This window comes from Rathayibacter sp. KR2-224, from assembly GCF_049446075.1.
In the GTDB taxonomy this organism is placed as follows: Bacteria; Actinomycetota; Actinomycetes; order Actinomycetales; family Microbacteriaceae; genus Humibacter.
The window spans coordinates 198,621-220,724 of the sequence record NZ_JBMSEB010000003.1; the positions used below are offsets into that span (position 1 = coordinate 198,621).

Consider the following 22,104-nt stretch of genomic DNA (forward strand, 5'->3'; position numbering starts at 1 on the left):
CACCAATCGCCCGTTCGTTCTCGAGAACGCGAACTCAGTGGAAAGGTCGACGATGACAGGCAAGATCTACACCGACATCACCCAGGCGGTCGGTGGCACTCCCCTCGTGCGATTGAACCGGGTGACCGACGGCGCGGATGCCACTGTGCTCGCCAAGCTCGAGTTCTACAACCCAGCGGCGAGCGTCAAGGACCGCATCGGCGTCGCCATCATCGACGCGGCCGAACGGGACGGCGCTCTCAAGCCGGGCGGCACCATCGTGGAGGGCACGAGCGGCAACACCGGAATCGCATTGGCCTTCGCTGCTGCAGCCAGGGGATACCGCCTGATCATCACGATGCCCGAGACCGCCAGCAAGGAGCGCCGCGTTCTGCTGCGCGCATTCGGCGCCGAGGTCGTGCTCACGCCGGGGCCGGATGGCATGCGCGGCGCCGTCGAGAAGGCGCAGGAGATCGTGGCGAACACCGAGAACGCGATCTGGGCGAGACAGTTCGCCAACGCCGCGAACCCCGAGATCCACCACCAGACCACTGGCCCGGAGATCTGGTCCGACACGGAGGGGGCCATCGACATGCTCGTCGCCGGAATCGGCACGGGCGGCACCATCACCGGTGCCGGAAGGTACCTGCGCGAGCAGAAGGCGGACATCCGAATCGTGGCCGTCGAGCCAGAGGAGTCCCCCATCCTGAACGGTGGCAAGCCAGGGCCGCACAAGATCCAGGGCCTCGGCGCCAACTTCGTGCCTGAGGTACTCGACACGACGATCTATGACGAGGTGCTCGACGTCAACGCGGACGCCGCCGTGGCGATGGCTCGGAGACTGGCGGCGGAAGAGGGCATCCTCGGCGGCATCTCGTCGGGTGCAGCCGTGCACGCGGCCGTCGAGGTGGCGAAGCGAGCGGAGAATGCCGGCAAGACCATCGTCGTGGTCCTTCCCGACTTCGGCGAGCGTTACGTCTCAACGGTGCTGTATCAAGACCTTCTCGACTGAGAATGAGCGTTCTCTCGCGCATGCGCGAGGACGTCGCGGGCGCCAGGCGACATGATCCGGCGGCCCGCGGCGGCCTCGAGATCGTGCTGTCGTACTCGGGTCTGCACGCCATCTGGTTGCACCGTGTCGCGCACCGCTGGTGGATATCGCCCGGGCTCAAGCTGCCTGCTCGCCTGCTGTCGCAGTTCGCGCGGTTCCTGACGGGTATCGAGATCCACCCAGGGGCTCGCATCGGGCGCAGGTTCTTCATCGACCACGGCATGGGCGTTGTGATCGGCGAGACCGCCGTCGTCGGCGACGACGTGATGCTGTACCACGGCGTCACGCTCGGCGGAAAGGCGCGGGGTCGCGGCAAGCGGCATCCGACGCTCGGCGACGGTGTGGTGGTCGGCGCGGGCGCGCAGGTGCTGGGCGACATCGTCATCGGTGCACGAAGTGTGGTGGGCGCGAACGCGGTCGTCGTGAAGTCGTCGGCCGCCGATTCCGTGCTCGTCGGCATCCCGGCGAGGCCGAAACGGCAGGATGCCACGCATCACCTCGCGCAGACCCGCTCCGACGAGACGTGGCTCGATCCCGGCATCTACATCTGAGTCCCGGCCTCAGTCCTCACCGATGGCCGCAAGCTGCGCTTCCTCATCAGCCTGGACCGCCGACTCGATCACGGGATCGAGTGCGCCGTTCATGACCTGGTCGAGGTTGTATGCCTTATAGCCGGTGCGATGGTCGGCGATGCGGTTCTCGGGAAAGTTGTAGGTGCGAATGCGCTCCGAGCGGTCCATGCCTCGGATCTGCGACTTGCGTGCATCCGATGCGGCAGCGTCGAGTTCCTCCTGCTGCTTGGCCAGCAGGCGGGCACGCAGCACTCGCATGGCCGCCTCGCGGTTCTGGATCTGCGACTTCTCGTTCTGCATCGACACCACGATGCCGGTCGGCAGGTGGGTGATGCGCACGGCGGAGTCCGTCGTGTTCACCGACTGACCGCCCGGACCCGATGAGCGGAAAACGTCGATGCGGATGTCGTTGGGGCTGATCTCGACCTCCTCGGGCGCGTCCACCTCGGGGAAGACGAGCACCCCGGCCGTCGAGGTCTGGATGCGTCCCTGCGACTCTGTCACGGGCACACGCTGTACGCGGTGCACGCCGCCCTCGTACTTGAGATGCGCCCACGGGCCGTCCGCCGGATCTGAGGAGTTGCCCTTGATGGCCACCTGCACATTGGTGTAGCCGCCCAGGTCGGTGTCGTCGTGCTCGAGTATCTCGGTCTTGAAGCCCTTCGACTCCGCGTAGTGCAGGTACATGCGCAACAGGTCGGCGGCGAACAGCGCAGACTCCGCTCCCCCTGCGCCCGCCTTGATCTCCATGATCACGTCGCGTCCGTCGTCCGGGTCGCGCGGGATGAGCAGGCGGCGCAGCTTCTCCTGCGCGCCGGCCAAGGCATCCTCGAGCGCGGGAAGCTCCTCGGCGAACGCCGCATCTTCCTTCGCCAGCTCGCGCGCTGCATCCACATCGTCGACGAGTCGCCTGTAGTGCTCGTATGCCGCCTTGATCTGGCTCAGCTCCGCGTACCTGCGGTTGAGCTTCTTGGCGCGTGCGGCATCCGCGTGCACGGCGGGGTCTCCGAGCTGCTCCTGCAGAGCCTCGTGCTCGTCGAGCAGGGACTGGATGGAATCGAACACTTCGTGGCTTCCCGTGATGGTGGCGTGCTGCGTTAACGTGCGGATGCCCGCCGCGGCGCCCCCGAGCTGGTCGGTGGGCCGCCGCGGCGGGCATCTGACGTGCTATCGGTGGTCGTTCTCGTGCGCGTGCGAGTGCGCAACGCCGTGGCCACCGGTCGGTGCGGGCATCGACTTCTGCATCTGCACGAGGAACTCCACGTTCGAGCTCGTCTCCTTGAGCTTGCCGAGCACGACCTCGAGTGCCTGCTGCTGGTCGAGGCCGGCGAGGGCGCGACGCAGCTTCCAGGTGATCTTCACCTCGTCCGCGCTCATCAGCATCTCTTCCCTGCGCGTGCCGGACGCGTTCACGTCGACGGCCGGGAAGATGCGCTTGTCTGCCAGCTGGCGCGACAGACGCAGCTCTGAGTTGCCGGTGCCCTTGAACTCCTCGAAGATCACCTCGTCCATCTTGGATCCGGTCTCGATGAGCGCCGTGGCCAGTATGGTCAGCGATCCACCGTGCTCGATGTTGCGCGCGGCGCCGAAGAAGCGCTTCGGCGGGTACAGGGCCGAGGCATCCACTCCACCGGAGAGGATGCGACCGGATGCCGGTGCGGCCAGGTTGTAGGCGCGGCTCAGTCGCGTGATCGAGTCGAGCAGCACGACGACGTCGTGTCCGAGCTCTACCAGGCGCTTGGCACGCTCGATGGCCAGCTCGGCGACCGTCGTGTGGTCCTCGGCCGGACGGTCGAATGTCGACGCGATGACCTCGCCCTTGACGGTGCGCTGCATGTCGGTCACCTCTTCTGGCCGCTCGTCCACCAGCACCACCATGAGGTGAACCTCTGGGTTGTTCGTGGTGATCGCGTTGGCGATCTGCTGCATCACGATGGTCTTGCCGGCCTTCGGCGGCGCCACGATGAGACCGCGCTGGCCCTTGCCGATGGGGGCCACGAGGTCGATGATCCGCTGCGTGAGCTTGGTGGGCTCGGTCTCGAGCCGCAGGCGCTCCTGGGGGTACAGCGGAGTGAGCTTGGTGAACTCGACGCGGTTCTGCGCCTCGTCGACGCTCTGACCGTTGACCGAGTCCACCTTCACCAGCGCGTTGTACTTCTGACGCCCGCTGTTCTCGCCCTCACGCGGCTGGCGGATGGCGCCGACCACGGCGTCGCCCTTGCGCAGGTTGTACTTCTTGACCTGCCCGAGCGACACGTACACATCGCTGGTACCCGGCAGGTAGCCGCTGGTGCGCACGAAGGCGTAGTTGTCGAGCACGTCGAGGATGCCTGCGACCGGGATGAGCACGTCGTCGTCGAGGATCTCCGGCTCGATGTCATCCGAGACACCGGCGCCCCTGCGCTTGCGGTCACGGTAGCGGTTGCGGCCGCCGCGCTCGTCGTCCTGAGCCTGCTGCTTCTGCTGGTTCTGGTTCTGGTTCTGGTTCTGGTTCTGCTGGTTCTGCTGGCCGTTCTGGGCGCCCTGCTTCTGCTGCTGGCCCTGCCTCTGCTGGTTCGCCTGAGCCTGCTGGTTCGGCTGAGCCTGCTGGTCGTCGCCGGCCTGCTGGCCGTTCTGCTGCTGACCGTTCTGGTCGCCCTGGGCGTTCTCGCCTCGACGGTTCTTGTTGCGGCCGCGGTTGCGACGACCCTGGCGGGGCTGCTCGCGCTGCCCGTCGTCGGATGCCTGGCCGTCGCTCGCGCCGTGCTCGGAGCTCGTGGCGTCTGCGGCGCGGCTCTCCGCGTCCGGCTCGCCGGCACTCTGCTGAGCGCCCTCGTTGCGATCGCCGGCCGGGACGGTCTCAGCGGCATCGGCAGTCTGCCGCTCGGCGTCCTCGCTGGGCTGTGCGGCGCGACGGGCGTTACGGTCGTTCCGCGCCGACACATCGTTGTTCGACGCGGCAGCGAGCTCGGCGGGTGCTGCATCGTTGTGCTGCACGCCCTGCTCCTGAACGGGCAGGCCGGGGAGCCCGGCCTCGCCGGCGTTCACGTGAGCTGCGGCCGACATCGTGCGGCCGCCGTCGACGCTGGTGACGCGACGCGACCCGCGCCGGGTACGCGTCGGGGGTGCCTGCAGGTCGAGGGCCGCCTGAAGGGCGGCCTCTGCCTCGGCAGCGCTGAGCGCGCTTTCGTCGTGCTCAGAGACCGCGACATCTGCAGTCGTCTCGGCCTGAGCGACGGGGACGGCGACGTCCTCGCTCGCTACGGGCGGCTCGGCGACTGCAGTTCCGGAGCCGGCTGCGGCATCCGTGGCCCGCGCTGCGTCGATCGCGGCGATCAGTTCGCCCTTGCGCAGCTTGGCGGCGCCGGCGATGCCGAGCCCGACTGCGAGCGACTGCAGCTGCGGAACGCGCAGAGCCGACAAGTCTGTTGTGGAGTCCACGCTCTCGGCGTGGAGATTGACATCAGTCACTTAAGAGGATTCCTTTCCTCCGGCGGGCATAGATGCGCCTCGCCCGGAGTGCGTGTCATGAGAATGTCGCCCGAACTGTTTTCGACCGAGAGGGTCGGGGATCGCCTCACGGATTCGGGCAGGCAACGACAGCAATGAGTTACAAGAATTTCACCCGAACACCAGATTCGCGTCTACTTCCGCGGCGTCTGGCGAGTGCGGCCAGTCTACCACCCCCACGCCATCGAACCGGCCAGGCACACGCCGTGCCACGGCGTGAACCACGAGAGACCGCCTCGGCCTACGGCGTGCCGTCGACCCGGTGCACCGTGGCACCGAGAAAGTCGACGGCGAGCATGAGCGGCTGCCACGGCGTCGATTCGGATTCCGCCACGAGTCGCGCGGCGGCAAGACGCTGCCCCGGATCGCTGCACAACACGAGGATCGACGGTCCTGCACCCGAGACGACGGCCGGGAATCCGGCAGCGCGCAGTTCAGAGATGAGGTGATGCGTCTCGGGCATCGCCGTGGCCCGGTAGTTCTGGTGCAGTTTGTCTTCCGTGGCCGCCAGCAACAACTCAGGGCTCTGCACGAGGGCGGCGACGAGCAGCGCGGAACGCGACACGTTGAACACCGCGTCTTCGTGCGGAACCGACTCCGGTTGCAGGCTGCGCGCGAGCGCCGTGGACATCGCGTGTTCGGGCACGAACACGAGCGGCGATACGCCCCGATGAACGATGAGCTTCTTGTGCGACGGCCCGGTGTCCGACATCCACGCGATCGTCAGTCCGCCGAACAGTGCGGGCGCAACGTTGTCGGGATGCCCTTCGAGATCCGTGGCGAGCGCCAGCAGCTTGTCGGCGCCCAGCTCGGCGATGCCCTCCAGCAGCCCTTTCGCCGCGACGATGCCTGCAACGATGGCCGCCCCTGAGGATCCGAGACCGCGACCGTGCGGGATGGCGTTCTTCGCCACCAGATGCACACCGGGCATGGGGATGCCGGCTGCCGCGAAAGCGTACGCTATCGAGCGCACCACCAGGTTCGACTCGTCGGTCGGCACCTCGCCCTCGCCGACGCCGTGAACCTCGACGGAGGCGCCAGATGCTTCCCGGACGGTGACCGTGAGGTCGTCGTACAGGGCGAGTGCGAGCCCGAGGGTATCGAAGCCGGGTCCGAGGTTCGCGGAGGTCGCTGGTACCTTCACCTGCACGCTCCGTCCGACGGGAACCGTCGAATGGCCAGGCGCGATGTCCGTCGGGTCTGACGGTGTCTTCACGGATGCCGCAGTCACGACGCACCCGAAGGCGCGGCCCCGGCCGCTCCCCCGGTCTGAGCGGACAGGCCGAGGACCTCGGCGATGGCACCGGTGTCGACGGGCACGACCGTCGGTTGCACGTCGCCGCCGCCGGCCGTGCGCAGCGCCCACTGCGGATCCTTGAGGCCGTGACCGGTGACGGTCAGCACGACGCGAGCGCCGGCGGGGATCACACCCGCCTCCGCGCGCTCGAGCAGACCTGCGACGCTGATGGCGCTGGCTGGTTCGACGAAGATGCCCACCTCGGCGGAGAGAATGCGATGCGCCTCGAGGATCTTGTCGTCGTCGATGGAACCGAAGTAGCCGTCCGTGGCATCCCGGGCCTGCAGCGCGAGCTCCCATGAGGCGGGGTTGCCGATGCGGATGGCGCTGGCGATCGTCTCCGGATCTTTGACCGGGTGCCCGAGCACGATCGGCGCACTGCCGGATGCCTGGAAACCGAACATGCGCGGCAGCTTCGTCGTGATGCCGCGGTCCGCCTCCTCGGTGTAGCCACGCGTGTACGCCGTGTAATTGCCCGCGTTGCCGACCGGGATGAAGTGGAAGTCGGGCGCATCACCGAGCACCTCGACGACCTCGAAGGCCGCGGTCTTCTGCCCCTCGATGCGATCGTTGTTGACGGAGTTCACGAGGTGCACCGGGTAGTTCGCGGCCAGGTCACGGGCGATGTCCAGGCAGTCGTCGAAGTTCCCTTGCACCTGCAGCAGCTGCGCATTGTGCGCGATCGCCTGGCTCAGCTTGCCCATGGCGATCTTGCCCTCGGGGACGAGCACGACGGCCTGGATGCCCGCGTGGGTCGCGTACGCGGCAGCGGACGCCGAGGTGTTACCCGTCGACGCGCAGATGACCGCCTTCGCGCCGTGCTCGATCGCCTTGGAGATGGCCATGGTCATGCCGCGGTCTTTGAAGGATCCCGTCGGGTTCATTCCCTCGAACTTGACGTAGACATCGGCGCCCGTTCGGCGAGACAGAGCACCGGCGGGAATGAGCGGTGTGCCGCCCTCCCCAAGGGTGACGACGGGGGTCGCCTCTGTAACGTCGAGGCGGTCTGCGTACTCGCGCAGAACGCCCTGCCATTGGTGCGCCACGTCAGGCTCCTTCAACTCGAATGACGGAGGTCACGGACACGACCTCATCGCTGTCGCGGAGTGCCGCGACCGTCGCCGCAAGCGCGGCCTCGAACGCCTCGTGCGTTCCGATCACAAGCGTAGCCGTGCCGGGTGGGGCGTCCTGACCCGCTGGGGGCGCCGACGCCGCGGCGAACGCGGCTCGTGCGGCGGGCGCGGAAGCCACCGTCTGGGTCACGGTCTCCACCGATACGTCGTGCGTCGCGAACACCGCCGCGATGCGCGAGAGCACGCCGGGGGCATCCGTCACGAGCAGCGTGATCTGATAGCGGGTGCGCACGGCACCCACGTCGAGCACAGGCAGGTCGGCATGGGTCGACTCGGCCACTCCAGGTCCTCCAACGACATGTCGACGCGCCGCCGAGACGACGTCGCCCAGCACGGCGGACGCGGTCTGCAGCCCGCCCGCCCCCGCCCCGTAGAACATGAGGTCGCCCGCGGCGGCGGCCTGCACGAAGACGGCGTTGTGCACGCCGCGCACGGCACCAAGCGGATGCTCGCGCGGCACGAGCGCGGGATACACGCGCGCCGAAACGCCCTCGCGGCCGTCGGCATCCGTCACCCGCTCGCAGATGGCGAGCAGCTTGATGACGTATCCGCCTGCGCGAGCCGCCTCGACCTGCTGCTTCGTGATGGCCGTGATACCTTCGCGGTGCACGGATGCCAGTGGAACAGTCGTGTGGAATGCGAGGCCCGCCAGGATCGCGGCTTTGGCCGCTGCGTCGTATCCCTCGATGTCGGCCGAGGGGTCGCTGCGCTCCGCGTAGCCGAGCGCCGTTGCGGTCTCTAGCGCGGACTCGAGGGTCTCCCCCGCCGTGTCCATGCGGTCGAGGATGAAGTTGGTGGTGCCGTTGACGATGCCGAGGATGCGCTCCACCCTGTCGCCGGCGAGGCTGTCGCGCAGCGGCCGGATGATCGGAATCGCTCCGCCGACGGCGGCCTCATAGTAGAGCTGCGCGCCCACCTGCTCCGCGGCGGCGAACAGCTCTGGTCCGTGCTCGGCGAGCAGCGCCTTGTTGCCCGTGACGACGTCGGCTCCCGAGGTGAGCGCGAGAAGCACGTACTCACGTGCAGGGTCGATGCCGCCCATGAGTTCGACGACGATGTCGGCGCTGAGGATGAGGGAACGAGCGTCGGTCGTGAAGAGCTCGCGTGGAAGGTCTTCTCGACGCTGCGCGTCGACGTCGCGCACGGCGATGCCCACCAGTTCGAGTCCTGCACCGATGCGTGCCGCCAGTTCGTCGCTGTGGTTCAGCAGCAGCTTTGCCACCTGCGATCCGACCGAGCCTGCGCCGAGCAGTGCGACCTTGAGCGTTCTGTACTCGATCATCGTGCAGACTCCTGTCGCGTGTCGGCGTGCAGGCCTAGGTCGCGGGCGAGGAGGTCGTCCACGGTCTCGCCGCGCACAAGGATCCGTGATTCTCCGTCTCGCACGGCGACAACAGCCGGCCTCGGCAGGTAGTTGTAGTTGCTGGAAAGCGACCAGCAGTACGCGCCTGTAGCCGCGACGCCGAGCAGGTCCCCTGGCGCCACGTCGCCTGGGAGGTAGTCGGCGTTCACCACGATGTCGCCCGACTCGCAGTGCTTGCCTGCGACACGCACGAGCACCGGCTCGGCATCGGACGTGCGGCCAAGGATCCGCGTCGAGTAGTCGGCGCCGTAGAGCGACGGGCGGGCGTTGTCGCTCATGCCGCCGTCGACGCTCACGTAGAGCCGTTGCGCTCCGACGCCGCCGGCGTCCAGCCGGACCGGCTTGGTCGTTCCCACTGTGTAGAGCGTGATGCCCGCTGGGCCGACCACATACCTGCCCGGTTCGAACGCCACGATGGGCAGCGGGATGTCTGCGGCCTCGCACTCGGCAGCAAGCACAGCAGCTACGTGCTCGGCAAGCTCCTCGATGCGATCCGGCCGGTCAGCGCTCGTGTAGGCGATGCCGAATCCACCGCCAAGGTTGAGCTCAGGAACCGGTCCGCCGCTGAGCAGCCTGGAGTGGACGGCGACGAGGCGTGCGGCCGACTCCACGAACCCATCAGCACCGAAGATCTGCGATCCGATGTGGCAGTGCAGGCCGACGAACTCGAGGCTCGCGTGCGTGCGGATGCCTGCGACCAGCCGCTCGGCATCCTCGAGCGCTACCCCGAACTTCTGGTCTTCGTGCGCGGTTGCCAGAAAGTCGTGAGTGTGGGCGTGCACACCGGTGCGAACCCGGAGCCGTACCCGCTGCGCCCGGCCGTGGGAGGCAGCGGCCGCCGCGACGCGGTCGATCTCCTGCTCGGAGTCGATGACGATGGTGCCGACTCCCGCCTCAACGGCGGCGTCGAGCTCCCGGCTGGACTTGTTGTTGCCGTGGAAGCCGAGCCTGTGCGCATCCACTCCCGCGGCGAGCGCCACGGCCAGCTCACCACCGCTCGCGACGTCGATGCGCAGGCCAGCCTGCGTCATCCAGCGTGCGATGTCGCCGGTCAGGAGGGCCTTGCCCGCGTAGTACACCTCGGCGGTCGAGCCGACGCGCTCGAAGGCGTCCGTGAATGCACGACGCACCCGTTCGGCCCGCGACCGAACATATTCCTCATCGAGTACATACAACGGAGTGCCGTACTGCTGCGCGAGCTCGTGGACGCGGACACCGCCGATCGTCGCGACGCCGTCTGCGTCGCGACGCATGCCCGCAGGCCAGATGTCCGGCGTGAGACCGTTCGGATCGTCGGGAAGCTGCAGCCATTGGGGCGCAAGAGGGTTCTCGGGCACGGGGTCACCTCGAACTAGTGGGAGTGTCTGGCGAGCGGACCCGGATTGGCCCCTGAAGCCGAGGGGATGTGCGCGTATGCGCGTCGGGGCATTCTATCGGCGGCCGTCAGCCCGGCAGAAAACGCGGCCGTCACATTGCAGCGGCATGATTGCGCGGCGTGCGCGAATCGGGCAAAGCGGCACGGTCACGAACACGAACCTCGCTTCTGCAGCGCGTTGCCCCCGAGCACAAGATCGTCTCCGACAACCGAAACGGTCGCCGCACGCTTGTCCACTGAGAGTCCGGTGGCATCCACTCGTGCGGGCAGGTACTGCGCTATGCAGATCGGGATCCTCGAGGGAACCAAATCCTTGGCGAACCTCGTCACGTCGAACGCCCCCCCGCCGGCCGTGACGTTCACACTGATCGGCGTCAGCACGACCGTGTCACCGTTCTGCAGGCTGGGTGTGACGGATGCCGTGTAGCCGACGTCGATGCCGAGGATCTGCCCTGTTCCCTTCAGTCCGACCTCATCCGGATTCAGCGTCACGGTGGTGTGGTTCGGCAGGTCGACCAGGTTGTTGACGGCATCCTGGCTTATGCGCATGGTGCCTTCCACGCGTTGCACCGGCTTATTGAAATCGAGCGGGATGCCGTGCGCCACGACTCGGGCGGTCAGCGGGTTGCCCTGGATGCGCACATTTGACGACGACAGCTCCACCTTGTCGAATCGCCCGGCCATGAATTGTGCGATCACCGAGAAGCCGTCGATCTTCACCGACAGATCCTTGGCGGTCACGTCCGCCGGCAGCTCGTTCTGGATCTGCTCGCGTACGACGTTCTGAGCGACCTGCCGCAACACCGCATCCGTGACGAAAAAGACGCCGATCAACACGATCAGGGCGCTCGCGCTCCACAGCACAAGGCGCTGCGCCCCGTTGAAGCGCACCTGGACGTTCCGCTGATCCGAGCCGGACCTGCCGGGGTGGGCGCCGTCGTGCGCGCCGGCGGTGGATTCCGTCAGCGGCTGCGTCGGTTGATCCTGCATCGACATACTTGCCGTTCGCCTCCCTCGGTCGTGCGCTCCCGCGGAGTCTTGCGCGGGCATCCGCGCCGTCGTCTCACATCCGCTCGGGTGCAGACACCCCCAGCAGTCCCAGCCCGTTGCGGATGACCTGTCCCGTCGCGTCGTTGAGCCAGAGCCTCGTGCGGTGCAGATCGGTAATCGGCTCTTCGCCCAGCGGGATGACCCGGCAGTTGTCGTACCACTTGTGGTACAGGCCCGCCACCTCTTCGATGTAGCGGGCAACGCGGTGCGGCTCCCGCAGCTCGGCCGCCATTGCGACGATGCGCGGAAACTCCTGCAGGCCGCCGAGCAGAGCCGACTCCGTCTCGTGCGTGAGCAGCTGAGGCGCGAATGCGCTGCGCGTCACGCCGGCCGTTTCGGCGTTGCGCGCCACGGAGCGCGTCCGAGCGTGCGCGTACTGCACGTAGTACACGGGGTTGTCGTTCGAGTGCTTCGCGAGCAGGTCCAGGTCGATATCCAGCGGCGAGTCGCTCGACGACCGAACGAGGGCGTATCGGCCCGCGTCCACGCCGACCGCGTCGACGAGATCGTCGAGCGTGACGATCGTTCCCGCGCGCTTGCTCATGCGCACCGGTTCACCGTTCTGGAGCAGATTGACCATCTGCCCGATCAGCAACTGCAGATTTACCCCTGGTGTGTCGCCGAACGCCGCCGCCATCGCCATCATGCGGCCCACGTATCCGTGGTGATCGGCGCCCAGCATGATGATGTTCTGCTCGAACCCTCGCTCCCGCTTGTTCAGGTAGTAGCCGAGGTCGCCCGACATATAGGCCGGTTCGCCGTTGCTTCGGATGATGACTCGGTCTTTGTCATCACCGAACTCGGTTGTGCCAAGCCAGACAGCGCCGTCCTTCTCGTAGACATGACCGAGTTCGCGCAGTCGCTCGACCGCACGGTCGACGGCACCCGATTCGTGCAGGTCGTTCTCGTGGAAATACACGTCGAAGTCGACTCCGAAGCCGTGAAGCTTCTCTTTGATCTCGTCGAACATGAAGTGGGTGCCGAGATCGCGGAACACCTCTTGCTGCGCCTCTCGGTCCAGCGCGGCGAGGTCCCCTTCGTATGCGGCAACCACTTTCGTTGCGATGTCCCCGATGTACGCGCCGCCGTAACCATCCTCCGGCGTCGGCTCACCGAGATAGCTGGCCAGCAGGCTACGCGCGAAGCGATCGATCTGCGATCCGTGATCGTTGAAGTAGTACTCGCGCGTCACATCCGCGCCCTCGGCTTTGAGCAGCCGAGCGAGGCTGTCGCCCACGGCCGCCCAGCGCACACCCCCCATGTGAATCGGCCCCGTAGGGTTTGCCGAGACGAACTCGAGGTTCACCTTGACGCCCTTATAGACGTCGCCGTGCCCGAACGCGTCGCCCTCCTCGACGATCGTCTTGGCGAGGGCGCCGGCCGCTGCGGCATCCAGGCGGAAGTTGATGAATCCTGGGCCGGCAACCTCGGCGGACGCGACCCCGTCGAGGCGCTCGGCCTCGAGGGCGATCTCTTCGGCAAGCTCCCGAGGGTTGGTGCCGAGGGGTTTCGCCAGGCGCATGGCTGCGTTGGACGCCCAATCGCCGTGCTCCCGGTTCTTGGGACGCTCGAGACGGATGTCGGCGCGCGCCAATACCGGCTGCGTTTCGGTCGATCCCTGCTCACCCCGGCGTCGCTCGACCAGACGCGTGACGATGGCGTACAACTGGTCGGCGAGCTGATCGGGATTCACGACGGCCAAGTCTATCGGCGCATCCTGCCGCCCTCGGCCCACGCTCGCGACTACTCCGCACCTGGCCTTGCTATCCTCGTGCCCACGCGCCACCGACCGCCCCCATCGGAAGCCTTCCTCATGCGCACACCTCGCCCCGCCCTCCTCAGCCGGCGCGTGATGCCCGGCGCACGCCGTTCGGCTCCGGTCGCGGCCACCGTGCTCCTGGCGGCCGTTCTGCTCCTCACCGGATGCCAGGCCTCGCCGACGTCGACGACCACCACCACGGGACCGCGCGGGTCGATGGCATCCGGTTCGCCTGTTCCCGGCAAGGCTTCCTCGACACCGAAACCCACTCCCACCCCTGTCGGCATGACGTGCGATCAGCTGATCACGTCCGAGCAGGTGGCGGCGGTGCTGCCGAAGATCGCCCAGGCGAAGGACTTCACACCGACGAAGGGGTCGGATGCCGCCAAGGCCGTCTCCTCCTACGGCGGCGTGGCCTGCGGCTACACGAGCGCGTCGACGGGCGACATCGTCGAGGTGTCGGTGGCTCGGCCAGCCCAGAGCGACTTCACCTCGCTGAACAACAAGGCCGTCACCGACAGCCACGTCGTTCCGACGTACGGTGTGCCGCCAAAGGTCATGGGCTACTTCACCATCAGCGGGTCCATGGGAGTCGCGCAGGCCTTCACCGGCGGGTATTGGGTGGTCGCGGAGTCTAAGGACTACCTCGAGCCGGGCGACGCCAGCCAGGTGATCGCGGCGGTGCTGTCCAACCTTCCGAGCTGACCCCGGCATCCCGTTCTGTCGCTCACGCTCGGGCCGAAATACGCACGATCGGCCGCATCCATTCGCGGTTTCTTTCCGGCCGAACCTTCGACTTCCGGCCGAGCGTGTGCCGGCATGCCGAAGACAACGAGGCGACGCTGCGCTGATCGGCGCGGTTCGATCGGTGCAGCCGTCGGATGCTAGCCTTGACGCGCACTGAGCCCCCATAGCTCAGGGGATAGAGCGTCTGCCTCCGGAGCAGAAGGCCGAAGGTTCGAATCCTTCTGGGGGCACAAACGATTGAGGCGAGAGCCGCTAGAGCTTGCTCTAGCGGCCGAGCCGATTGAGTTTGTTGAGCGGCAAAGCCGTGAGCACCGAGCCTTCAGCGCCGGCGCAGCCCACCGAGTACACCGATCATGTCGAGTCCCCCGTCGCCGCGCTCGACGGCCGCCTGGAACAGTTGGCGGCAGGCATCCATGAGCGGGACCCGAACGGATGCCTGCACCGCGGCATCCGCAATCAAGTCGCAGTTCTTGAGCACATCCGCCACACCCGCCTGCGGGCTGAGATCGCCGGCGACGAGCTTCGCCGTCTTCACGCGCGAGATGGGCGACGACATCTGCCCGGCATCCAGGATGCCCCGCAACTGCTCGGCATCGAGTCCCTGGGCCTCCGCGAATGCGAAGGCCTCGGCAAGACCCGTGACGAGGGTCACCAGAAACACGTTGATGGCGAGCTTCATCGTGAGCGCAGCCGGGACGGCACCGCACACCGTCGTCGAGGCGCACAGCAGCTCCACGATCGGTCGAACGCGCGCCACCGCGTGCTCGTCGCCCGCGAGCATCCCAACCAGCTCGCGACGCCTCGCCGGCTCTCGGGACCCCGACACAGGTGCCTCGACGTAGAAGCCGCCCGCCCGCTTCACGTCCGCTTCGAGCTCCGCGGAGTATTGCGGCGAGGTCGTGCCGAGGTGCACGAGCGTTGTGCCCTCGAGCATTTCGTCGAACTGTGCCGTTCCTCTGCGCAGGGTCGCGTCGATGACGTCGTCGGTCGAGAGCATCATGAGCACCACGTGGCACGACACGAACAGGTCGCGCACCGTGGCGGCCACGCGTGCCCCCTGCGCCGCAAGCCGCTCGAGTGCCGGCGTCGAACGATTCCACACCCGCAGCTCGACGTGCGACGCCAGCAGGTTGGCGGCCATCGGCTCCCCCATGAGCCCGGCGCCCAGGAATCCCACGCGCAGTTCGGGGTCGATCGTCATGCTCGCTCCGTTCGTCGAAGGCTTGAGCCGATTCGACAATCGTGCGCCGGCCCTGCGGAACCGACAACGACGGAGAACGACAAAGAACACGCAGATCCGGCCGTCGACCAAGCGCCAGCACGGCGCGGATCATTCCGTGACGAAGTCGATGAGCTCCTCGACGCGGCCCAGGAACGTGGGCTCCAGGTCCCGGTACGTCGTCACTCTGGAGAGAATGCGCTGCCACGCCCTCGCGATGTCCGCCTGGTCGGCGTGCGGCCAGCCAAGCGCCGCGCAGATACCCTTCTTCCACTCGATATTCCTGGGAATCTGCGGCCACGCCTTCAAGCCAAGGCGCTCCGGCTTCACCGCCTGCCACACGTCGACATACGGATGCCCCACGATCTTCACGTGGGCTCCGTGCGGGCCGCGCGCGACGGCATCCGCAATCCTGGTCTCCTTCGAGCCGGGCACGAGGTGGTCGACCAGAACACCGATGAGCTTGCCTGGTCCGGGGCGCGTGTCGCGCAGGATGGCTTCCAGGTCGTCGATGCCGCCGAGGTACTCGACGACCACGCCCTCGACACGCAGGTCGTCGCCCCACACCTTCTCGACGAGCTCGGCGTCGTGCCTGCCCTCGACGAAGATCCGGCTCGCGCGTGCTACGCGAGCGCGCGCCCGGGAGACGGCGAGCGATCCAGATGCCGTCCGCACAGGTCCCCGTGGCTTCGACGCCTGAGGAGCGACGAGCACGACCGGTCTTCCGTCGATGAGAAAACCGCCGCCCAGCGGGAACGCCCGCACCTTGCCCAGCCGGTCCTCCAGCTGCACCAGACGATTCTCGATGCCCACGATGGCACCCGTGAAACCCGTATCCGCCAGCTCGACGACGAGGTCGTTCTCGGCCGCTACGGTCTTCGGCTGCACGATGCCACGCGATCGCCAATTGCCGGAGAGCACGTCTGAGCCGTATCGGTCGTCGAAGTCCACCCGTCAACGGTACGAGGAGAACGCACTGCGGCACCGTCGACTCGCTCGCGTGGCTCAGCGATCCGGCCGGGGCAAACACGGCCGGTGCACGGATGCCAGGATCGAACCATGGCCTCGAAGACGATCCTTTTCATCGGCGGTACCGGCACCATCAGCTCGGCGTGCGTCGCCCGGGCGGTCTCGCGCGGAGCATCCGTCACCGTTTTGAATCGCGGAAGATCGCAGGTGCGCCCACTGCCCGAGGGCGTGGAGGAACTGAACGCAGACATCCGTGATGCCGCGTCGGTGGATGCCGCGCTCGGCTCTCGCGAGTTCGACGTCGTCGCCGAGTTCCTCGCCTTCACCCCTGAGCATGTTGCCGCAGATGTCGCGAGGTTTGCCGGCCGCACCGGCCAGTACGTGTTCATCAGCTCGGCGAGCGCCTACCAGACGCCGCCGCAGCGGCTTCCCGTGACGGAATCGACTCCGCTGCGCAACCCGTTCTGGAAGTACTCGCGAGACAAGATCGCGTGCGAAGACCTGCTGGTACGGGAGTATCGCGAGAACGGCTTTCCTGCCACGATCGTGCGGCCGTCGCACACGTACGACGCCACGTCCATCCCGACATCGGGTCACTGGACCGACATCGCGAGGATGCGCGCGGGTAAGCCGGTCGTCGTGCACGGCGACGGAACGAGCCTGTGGACGATCACGCACAGCACCGACTTCGCCGTGGCGTTCGACGGATTGCTGGGCAACCCGGTTGCCGTAGGCGACACCTTCCACATCACGGGCGACCACGCGCCGACCTGGAACCAGATCTACACCTGGCTCGGCGACGCTGCCGGGGTCGAACCGACGCTCGCGCATGTTGCCTCCGAGACCATCGCTCGAGTCGTGCCAGACCTCGGGCCCGGACTCGTTGGCGATAAGGCGCACTCCATGGTTTTCGACAACAGCAAGGTGAAAGCACTCGTGCCCGAGTTCGCCACCACGGTCACGTTCGACCAGGGGGCCGCCGAGATCGTCGAATGGTACGACGCTCATCCAGAACAGCAGCGCTTCGACTCCGATCTGGATGCTGCCTTCGATCGGATGATCGCAGCGATCCCAGAGGCCTGAGGCTGGGGCCGGCGCTGGCGCGATTGCTCGCCCTGAACGCAGCGCCCGGGGCCGGACGGTGCGCTCCGACTGCACCGCGGGCATCCGCGGGTGCGGCCGCCTGACGAGAAACGCCGAGGCGGGAATGATCGTGCCTGGGCCGAGGTTGTGCGTGCCATGACGACAATCGGGCTCATCGGAGCAGGACACATCGGATCGCAGATCGCCCGCCAGGCCGTGGCGCACGGGTATGACGTTGTGGTGAGCAACTCGCGGGGTCCCGAGACCTTGACGGACTTGGTCGCCGAACTGGGCGAGCACGCGAGAGCCGCTACCTCCGCGGAGGCGGCGGAGGCGGCCGACATCGCCGTCGTCACCGTGCCGTTCAACGCGATCGACCAGATCCCCGTCGAGCCGCTGGCGGGCAAGCCGGTCATCGACACCAACAACTACTACTGGGAGCGCGACGGGCACCGCGCAGAGCTCGATGACTTCAGCGAGACGAGCTCCGGACAGTTGCAGCGCCACCTGGCCGGCGCTCACGTGGTGAAGGCGTTCAATCACATCTTCGCCTCCGCCATCACCGAGGACGCTCAGGATGCCGGCACCTCCGGGCGCCGCGCACTCGCGGTCTTCGGCGACGACGACGGCGCCAAGCAGACGGTGACGGAGTTCATCGACACGATCGGCTTCGACGTGGTCGACGGAGGGCCGCTGAGCGAGAGCTGGCGCATCCAGCGAGACACGCCGGCGTATGGCCCGAGGCTCACCGCCGAAGAGCTGCGCATAGCCCTCGCGGCGGCCACGAAATAGCGCGCGCGAGCCGGCGGCGCAGGCTGACCTGGCACGACACGGCCTAAGGTGAAGCCCGTGCCGACTCGCTTTCTGATCGTCCCGCAGTGGCAAGGCTCCAGCTCTTCGCGGGCCATGCAGCTCCTCGACGGTGCTGCCGCCATTGCGGGCGATCTGCCCGCATCCGCCACCACGACGGTCGACGTGCCGATGGAGGCCGGCGAATCGTTGGGCAGCGGCGTGCTCAGGCTGTCGTCCATCACGACGATCAGGGCCAGAGCCGGGGCAGCCCTCACCGAGCTCTCAGCCATCGGCGAGGGCGCCATCGTGACGATCGGCGGGGACTGCGGTGCCGAGCTGGCAAGCGTGCAGCATGCCGTGGCATCCCGCTCACCCGGCACGGTGGCTCTCGTGTGGCTGGATGCCCACGGCGACCTGAACACGCCAGACACCTCCCCGTCCGGCGCCTTCCACGGCATGGTGTTGCGCGCCCTGCTCGGCGAGGCGCCCGAGCCGGTTGCCGCCATGGGCAACAGCACGTTGTCGCCGAACTCGGTCGTGCTGGCTGGAACACGCCAACTCGACGATAGCGAGGCGGCGTACATCGACGAGACAGGCATCCGCATGCTGTCGCCGGAGAAGTTGCACACGCCCGATGCGCTCGTGGCGGCCGTGGCGGAGACCGAGGCGGACGCGGTGTACGTGCACATCGACCTCGACGTGCTCGACCCAGGCGCCATCTCGGGTGTGCAGTTCCCGGAGCCGTTCGGACTCGAGCCCGACGAGCTCGTGGCAGTCATCCGCGCCCTGCGTTCCCGCTTCGAGCTCGCGGGCGCCGGCATCACCGAGTTCGCGCCGCGCAGCCCCGATGCCGCGTCGGACGATCTCCCCGTGATTCTGCGCGTGCTCGGCGCCCTGACGAGGCCGAATCAAGGGTCCTGATCGGGGCCAGTGGAGGATAGTCTGCCCGGATGAGCGAGATCGAATACGACGTCGTCGTCATCGGTGGTGGAGCGATCGGCGAGAACGTTGCGGATCGTGCCGTTCAGGGCGGAATGCGCACCGTGCTGATCGAGTCGGAACTGGTCGGCGGCGAGTGCTCGTACTGGGCATGCATGCCCTCGAAAGCGCTGCTGCGCAGTGGCGCCCTACTGCGAGCCACCCGGAATGTCGACGGAGCGAAGCAGGCGGTGACGGGCGACCTGGACGTGGCCGGAGTGCTGCGTCGTCGGGACAGCGTCACGAGCCATTGGAAGGACGACGGACAGGTCGAGTGGCTGAACGGCGCCGACATCGATCTGCTGCGCGGGCACGCCCGGCTCGTGGCACCCAAGCGGGTCGAGGTCACGGGCACCGACGGTACGATCACCACCGTTTCCGTCAAGCACGCGGTGGCGCTCTGCACCGGATCCGCCGCGATGCTGCCGGACATCCCGGGTCTGATCGAGGCCGACCCGTGGACGAGCCGTGACGCCACGAGTGCCCAGGAGATTCCGTCGTCGCTCGCGGTGGTCGGCGGCGGCGTCGTTGCTGCCGAGATGGCGACGGCGTATGCGGGGTTCGGTGTCGAGGTGACGGTGATTGCACGAAGCGGTCTGCTGGGCAAGAACGAGCCCTTCGCAGGTGAGCTCGTGCAGGAGTCGCTGGAACAGCTCGGGGCCAAGGTGCTCGTTGGAGTCTCGCCGGTGCGCGTCACCCGGGAGGACGACGTGGTGACCATCGAGCTCGACGACGGCTCCCGGGTCACCGCCGACGAGGTGCTTGTTGCGACCGGCCGCATTCCCCAGACCCAGGACATCGGTCTGGAGAGCGTGGGCCTCACGCCCGGCGACTGGCTGAAGGTCGACGATTCCATGCGCGTCGTCGGCCCGGACGGCTCTCCGTTCGGCGGCTCGGACAGCGCAGGAGAGGATGCCTGGCTGTACGCGGTCGGCGATGTCACGCATCGCGCACTGCTCACGCACCAGGGAAAGTACGACGCACGCATCGCGGGCGACGCCATCGCGGCGCGTGCGAATGGAAAGACGCTCGCCTTGACCCCGTGGTCCACCTACGCTGCGACGGCCGACCATGCGGCAGTGCCGCAGGTGACGTTCACCGACCCGGAGGTGGCATCGGTCGGGCTGAGCGCAGCCGAGGCGGAGAAGGCTGGCATCCGCACGCGCGTGGTCGACTACGACATCGCGTCCGTCGCGGGCGCCACTATCGCGAGCGACAAGTACGTCGGTAAGGCTCGCATCGTGGTCGACGAAGATCGCAAGGTTCTCGTCGGCGCGACATTCGTGGGCCTCGATGTCGGCGAGCTGCTGCATTCTGCGACGGTCGCCCTCGTCGGCGAGGTCACGATCGACCGGCTCTGGCACGCGGTGCCGTCGTATCCCACACTGAGCGAGGTGTGGCTGCGCCTGCTCGAGGCGTACGGCCGGCCGACGGAGTGAGCGGCGCAGCGGGGACCGGACGGGCTGTCACTCAGGTCCTGGATGCTCTGCGCCGCGTCCCGCATCTGCTGGTCGTCGACTCCGGCTTGTCTCGCCTCGGCTACTGGTATGCGACAGCTGTCGGGTTCTTCTGGGGCTTTCTCTGGAGCGTCGGCCGCGTTGAGCGCCGCTCGGGGCTCTGGGTGTTCAGGGGCATGCCTCGCAGCACCTTCGGCCGCGGCGGGTCGTGCATCGGCGGCTGCTACCTCACGCACGACAACGTCTCGGACCAGGTGCTCGAACACGAGGCAGTGCACAAGCGGCAGTGGCAGCGTTACGGCATGCTGTTTCCACTGCTGTATCTCGCAGCAGGGCGCGATGCGCTGCACAACCGATTCGAGATCGAGGCTGGCCTCGAGAAGGGCGGGTACGTGTGAACCGCACCATCGTGATCACGGGCGCGAGCTCCGGAATCGGCGAGCGCGCCGCTGAGGCGCTCGCGGGGCAAGGTGCACGTGTCGTCGTTGTGGGCCGCAACCCCGAGCGCACCAGTGCCGTCGCCGAACGCATCGGAGGCGACTCGTTCGTCGCCGACTTCGAGCGCCTCGACGACGTGCGCCGGCTGGCATCCGACCTGCTCGACCGGCTCGACCGCATCGACGTGCTGGCCAACAATGCAGGGGGCTTGTACCACGAGCGGGCCGTGACGGTGGATGGCCACGAGCGCACAATCCAGACCAACCACTTCGCCCCGTTCCTGCTCACCCGGCTGCTCTGGGACCGTCTCGTGGAAAGCGCGAAGGATGCCCCGACCCGCGTCATCAACACCGCGAGCATGGCGAACCGGTTCGGCAAGCTCGACCTGGACGACCTCGATTGGGCGAAGCGGCCGTGGCGGGGCGGATGGCAGGCATACGGCACGTCGAAGCTCGCCTCGATTCTCTTCGTCCGCGAACTCGGCGAACGGCTGACCGGCACGGGCGTCACCGCATACTCGTTCCACCCGGGCACTATCGTGACGAGATTCGGCGAGCAGTCGCCTTTGATCAGGTTCGGCACGGCCGTGACCGGCGGCAGGTACGGCCGGACGGCGGCTGTCGGCGCCGCGCCGCTCATTGCGCTGGCCGGCGCGTCGACCATCGGCGAGCCGACAGGCACCTATTTCGACCGGTTCACGGCGTACGGGAAGGTCAACGGGCAGGCGCGCGATCCGCAATTGGCGCGCGATCTGTGGACGGTGACGGAGGGAGTCCTGGGCCTGACCGTCGACGACACGCCAGGTTCGGCTTGAACCGGCCGCTGGACGGCGGCCGTCAGCTGGCGGGCGACCGGCGGTGGAGCCCGTAATTCTCCGGAGCGACGATGTGCTCATCAGGCATGCCCGCCTCGGCGACGAGCACGTCGTAGACCTCACTCACCCCACGGAAGTCCCCGGTCAGAACGGCCTGCGTGCCGCCTGGACCGTCGCACAGCATCTCGGCAGCCCAGGCGCGAACCGCCCGGCGCAATGCCTGACCGGGTGCGCAGCGCTCGCCCGTGCCCGGGCGGCCACCGCGCACGGAGCGCGGCAACCACGTGACCGTCATGCGCATCGGCACCTGGAGCGCGAAGGCATCCTTCGGCTCTTCCACCTCCACGAACACGCGGCCCTTCGCGCACAGCGGCAGGAGCGCAAGCTCACTCTGCAGCTCGGCGAGCGACGTCTCATCCGCAGTCATCAGAAACTGCACGCGATCATCCAGATGCGCTGTGGCACCGGTGTGCGTGGAGTGAGCGGCGAGTTCGGGTTTGCGCATGGTGATTCCAGTATAAGGGCAGCCTTACCTAACG

General features: G+C 67.5%; 20 protein-coding genes and 1 tRNA gene. 10 read left to right on the forward strand and 11 right to left on the reverse strand.

From position 1 onward, the window contains the following. Nucleotides 1-52 precede the first annotated feature (52 nt). Nucleotides 53-991, forward strand: a complete 939-nt coding sequence (cysK, locus tag ACO2Q7_RS15910; protein ID WP_423356692.1) for a cysteine synthase A — start codon at nucleotides 53-55, stop codon at nucleotides 989-991. 2 nt (nucleotides 992-993) lie between these two features. Further along, a complete protein-coding gene (gene epsC, locus ACO2Q7_RS15915) occupies nucleotides 994-1,581 on the forward strand; it encodes a serine O-acetyltransferase EpsC (protein ID WP_423356693.1) in 588 nt (195 codons plus the stop codon). A gap of 9 nt (nucleotides 1,582-1,590) precedes the next feature. Here epsC and prfA read toward each other — a convergent pair whose 3' ends face one another. The 8 genes from prfA to argS form a co-directional block, all read right to left on the reverse strand. After that, nucleotides 1,591-2,667 carry a peptide chain release factor 1 gene (gene prfA / locus ACO2Q7_RS15920; RefSeq protein ID WP_423356694.1) on the reverse strand — a complete coding sequence of 359 codons (1,077 nt, stop codon included), beginning with the start codon at nucleotides 2,665-2,667 and terminating at the stop codon, nucleotides 1,591-1,593. A 102-nt stretch (nucleotides 2,668-2,769) separates the two neighbouring features. Beyond that, a complete protein-coding gene (gene rho, locus ACO2Q7_RS15925; protein WP_423356695.1) occupies nucleotides 2,770-5,052 on the reverse strand; it encodes a transcription termination factor Rho in 2,283 nt (760 codons plus the stop codon). 280 nt (nucleotides 5,053-5,332) lie between these two features. After that, complete coding sequence (gene thrB / locus ACO2Q7_RS15930; protein WP_423356918.1) at nucleotides 5,333-6,280, reverse strand: homoserine kinase; 948 nt, start codon at nucleotides 6,278-6,280, stop codon at nucleotides 5,333-5,335. Between the two features lie 38 nt (nucleotides 6,281-6,318). After that, nucleotides 6,319-7,434 carry a threonine synthase gene (thrC, locus tag ACO2Q7_RS15935; protein WP_423356696.1) on the reverse strand — a complete coding sequence of 372 codons (1,116 nt, stop codon included), beginning with the start codon at nucleotides 7,432-7,434 and terminating at the stop codon, nucleotides 6,319-6,321. Nucleotide 7,435: 1 nt separating this feature from the next. Further along, a complete protein-coding gene (locus ACO2Q7_RS15940; protein ID WP_423356697.1) occupies nucleotides 7,436-8,803 on the reverse strand; it encodes a homoserine dehydrogenase in 1,368 nt (455 codons plus the stop codon). Then, nucleotides 8,800-10,221 carry a diaminopimelate decarboxylase gene (lysA, locus tag ACO2Q7_RS15945; RefSeq protein ID WP_423356698.1) on the reverse strand — a complete coding sequence of 474 codons (1,422 nt, stop codon included), beginning with the start codon at nucleotides 10,219-10,221 and terminating at the stop codon, nucleotides 8,800-8,802. The genes ACO2Q7_RS15940 and lysA overlap by 4 nt, the downstream gene beginning before the upstream one ends. Before the next feature lie 185 nt (nucleotides 10,222-10,406). Then, nucleotides 10,407-11,249 carry a DUF2993 domain-containing protein gene (locus ACO2Q7_RS15950; RefSeq protein ID WP_423356699.1) on the reverse strand — a complete coding sequence of 281 codons (843 nt, stop codon included), beginning with the start codon at nucleotides 11,247-11,249 and terminating at the stop codon, nucleotides 10,407-10,409. Nucleotides 11,250-11,322: 73 nt separating this feature from the next. Further along, nucleotides 11,323-13,002 carry an arginine--tRNA ligase gene (gene argS / locus ACO2Q7_RS15955; RefSeq protein WP_423356700.1) on the reverse strand — a complete coding sequence of 560 codons (1,680 nt, stop codon included), beginning with the start codon at nucleotides 13,000-13,002 and terminating at the stop codon, nucleotides 11,323-11,325. 120 nt (nucleotides 13,003-13,122) lie between these two features. Between argS and ACO2Q7_RS15960 the strand changes: the two genes are divergently transcribed. After that, nucleotides 13,123-13,773 carry an iron ABC transporter ATP-binding protein gene (locus ACO2Q7_RS15960; protein ID WP_423356701.1) on the forward strand — a complete coding sequence of 217 codons (651 nt, stop codon included), beginning with the start codon at nucleotides 13,123-13,125 and terminating at the stop codon, nucleotides 13,771-13,773. A 199-nt stretch (nucleotides 13,774-13,972) separates the two neighbouring features. After that, nucleotides 13,973-14,045, forward strand: a tRNA-Arg gene (locus ACO2Q7_RS15965). Nucleotides 14,046-14,134: 89 nt separating this feature from the next. Here ACO2Q7_RS15965 and ACO2Q7_RS15970 read toward each other — a convergent pair. Both ACO2Q7_RS15970 and ACO2Q7_RS15975 read right to left on the reverse strand, forming a co-directional pair. Next, nucleotides 14,135-15,016, reverse strand: coding sequence for an NAD(P)-dependent oxidoreductase (locus ACO2Q7_RS15970; RefSeq protein WP_423356702.1), 882 nt, complete (start codon nucleotides 15,014-15,016; stop codon nucleotides 14,135-14,137). Nucleotides 15,017-15,145: 129 nt separating this feature from the next. Then, nucleotides 15,146-15,985 (reverse strand): DUF3097 domain-containing protein, encoded by an 840-nt coding sequence (locus ACO2Q7_RS15975; RefSeq protein WP_423356703.1) that lies wholly within the window; start codon nucleotides 15,983-15,985, stop codon nucleotides 15,146-15,148. Between the two features lie 108 nt (nucleotides 15,986-16,093). Here ACO2Q7_RS15975 and ACO2Q7_RS15980 point away from each other — a divergent pair, with 108 nt between their 5' ends. The 6 genes from ACO2Q7_RS15980 to ACO2Q7_RS16005 all read left to right on the forward strand — a co-directional run bounded on the left by ACO2Q7_RS15980 (nucleotide 16,094) and on the right by ACO2Q7_RS16005 (nucleotide 21,565). Beyond that, on the forward strand, nucleotides 16,094-17,086 hold the full coding sequence (locus tag ACO2Q7_RS15980; protein ID WP_423356704.1) for an SDR family oxidoreductase: 993 nt from the start codon (nucleotides 16,094-16,096) through the stop codon (nucleotides 17,084-17,086). A gap of 156 nt (nucleotides 17,087-17,242) precedes the next feature. Next, nucleotides 17,243-17,878, forward strand: a complete 636-nt coding sequence (locus ACO2Q7_RS15985) for an NADPH-dependent F420 reductase (protein WP_423356705.1) — start codon at nucleotides 17,243-17,245, stop codon at nucleotides 17,876-17,878. Between the two features lie 57 nt (nucleotides 17,879-17,935). After that, nucleotides 17,936-18,799 (forward strand): arginase family protein, encoded by an 864-nt coding sequence (locus tag ACO2Q7_RS15990; protein ID WP_423356706.1) that lies wholly within the window; start codon nucleotides 17,936-17,938, stop codon nucleotides 18,797-18,799. A 29-nt stretch (nucleotides 18,800-18,828) separates the two neighbouring features. Continuing rightward, complete coding sequence (locus ACO2Q7_RS15995; RefSeq protein WP_423356707.1) at nucleotides 18,829-20,295, forward strand: dihydrolipoyl dehydrogenase family protein; 1,467 nt, start codon at nucleotides 18,829-18,831, stop codon at nucleotides 20,293-20,295. Between the two features lie 38 nt (nucleotides 20,296-20,333). Beyond that, the gene (locus tag ACO2Q7_RS16000) at nucleotides 20,334-20,711 is read left to right on the forward strand and encodes a Fe-S oxidoreductase (RefSeq protein WP_423356919.1); all 378 of its coding nucleotides are present in this window, start codon (nucleotides 20,334-20,336) and stop codon (nucleotides 20,709-20,711) included. Further along, nucleotides 20,708-21,565 carry an SDR family NAD(P)-dependent oxidoreductase gene (locus tag ACO2Q7_RS16005; protein ID WP_423356708.1) on the forward strand — a complete coding sequence of 286 codons (858 nt, stop codon included), beginning with the start codon at nucleotides 20,708-20,710 and terminating at the stop codon, nucleotides 21,563-21,565. The genes ACO2Q7_RS16000 and ACO2Q7_RS16005 overlap by 4 nt, the downstream gene beginning before the upstream one ends. 22 nt (nucleotides 21,566-21,587) lie before the next feature. Here ACO2Q7_RS16005 and ACO2Q7_RS16010 read toward each other — a convergent pair whose 3' ends face one another. After that, nucleotides 21,588-22,070, reverse strand: coding sequence for an SIP domain-containing protein (locus tag ACO2Q7_RS16010; RefSeq protein WP_423356709.1), 483 nt, complete (start codon nucleotides 22,068-22,070; stop codon nucleotides 21,588-21,590). Between the last annotated feature and the right edge of the window lie 34 nt (nucleotides 22,071-22,104).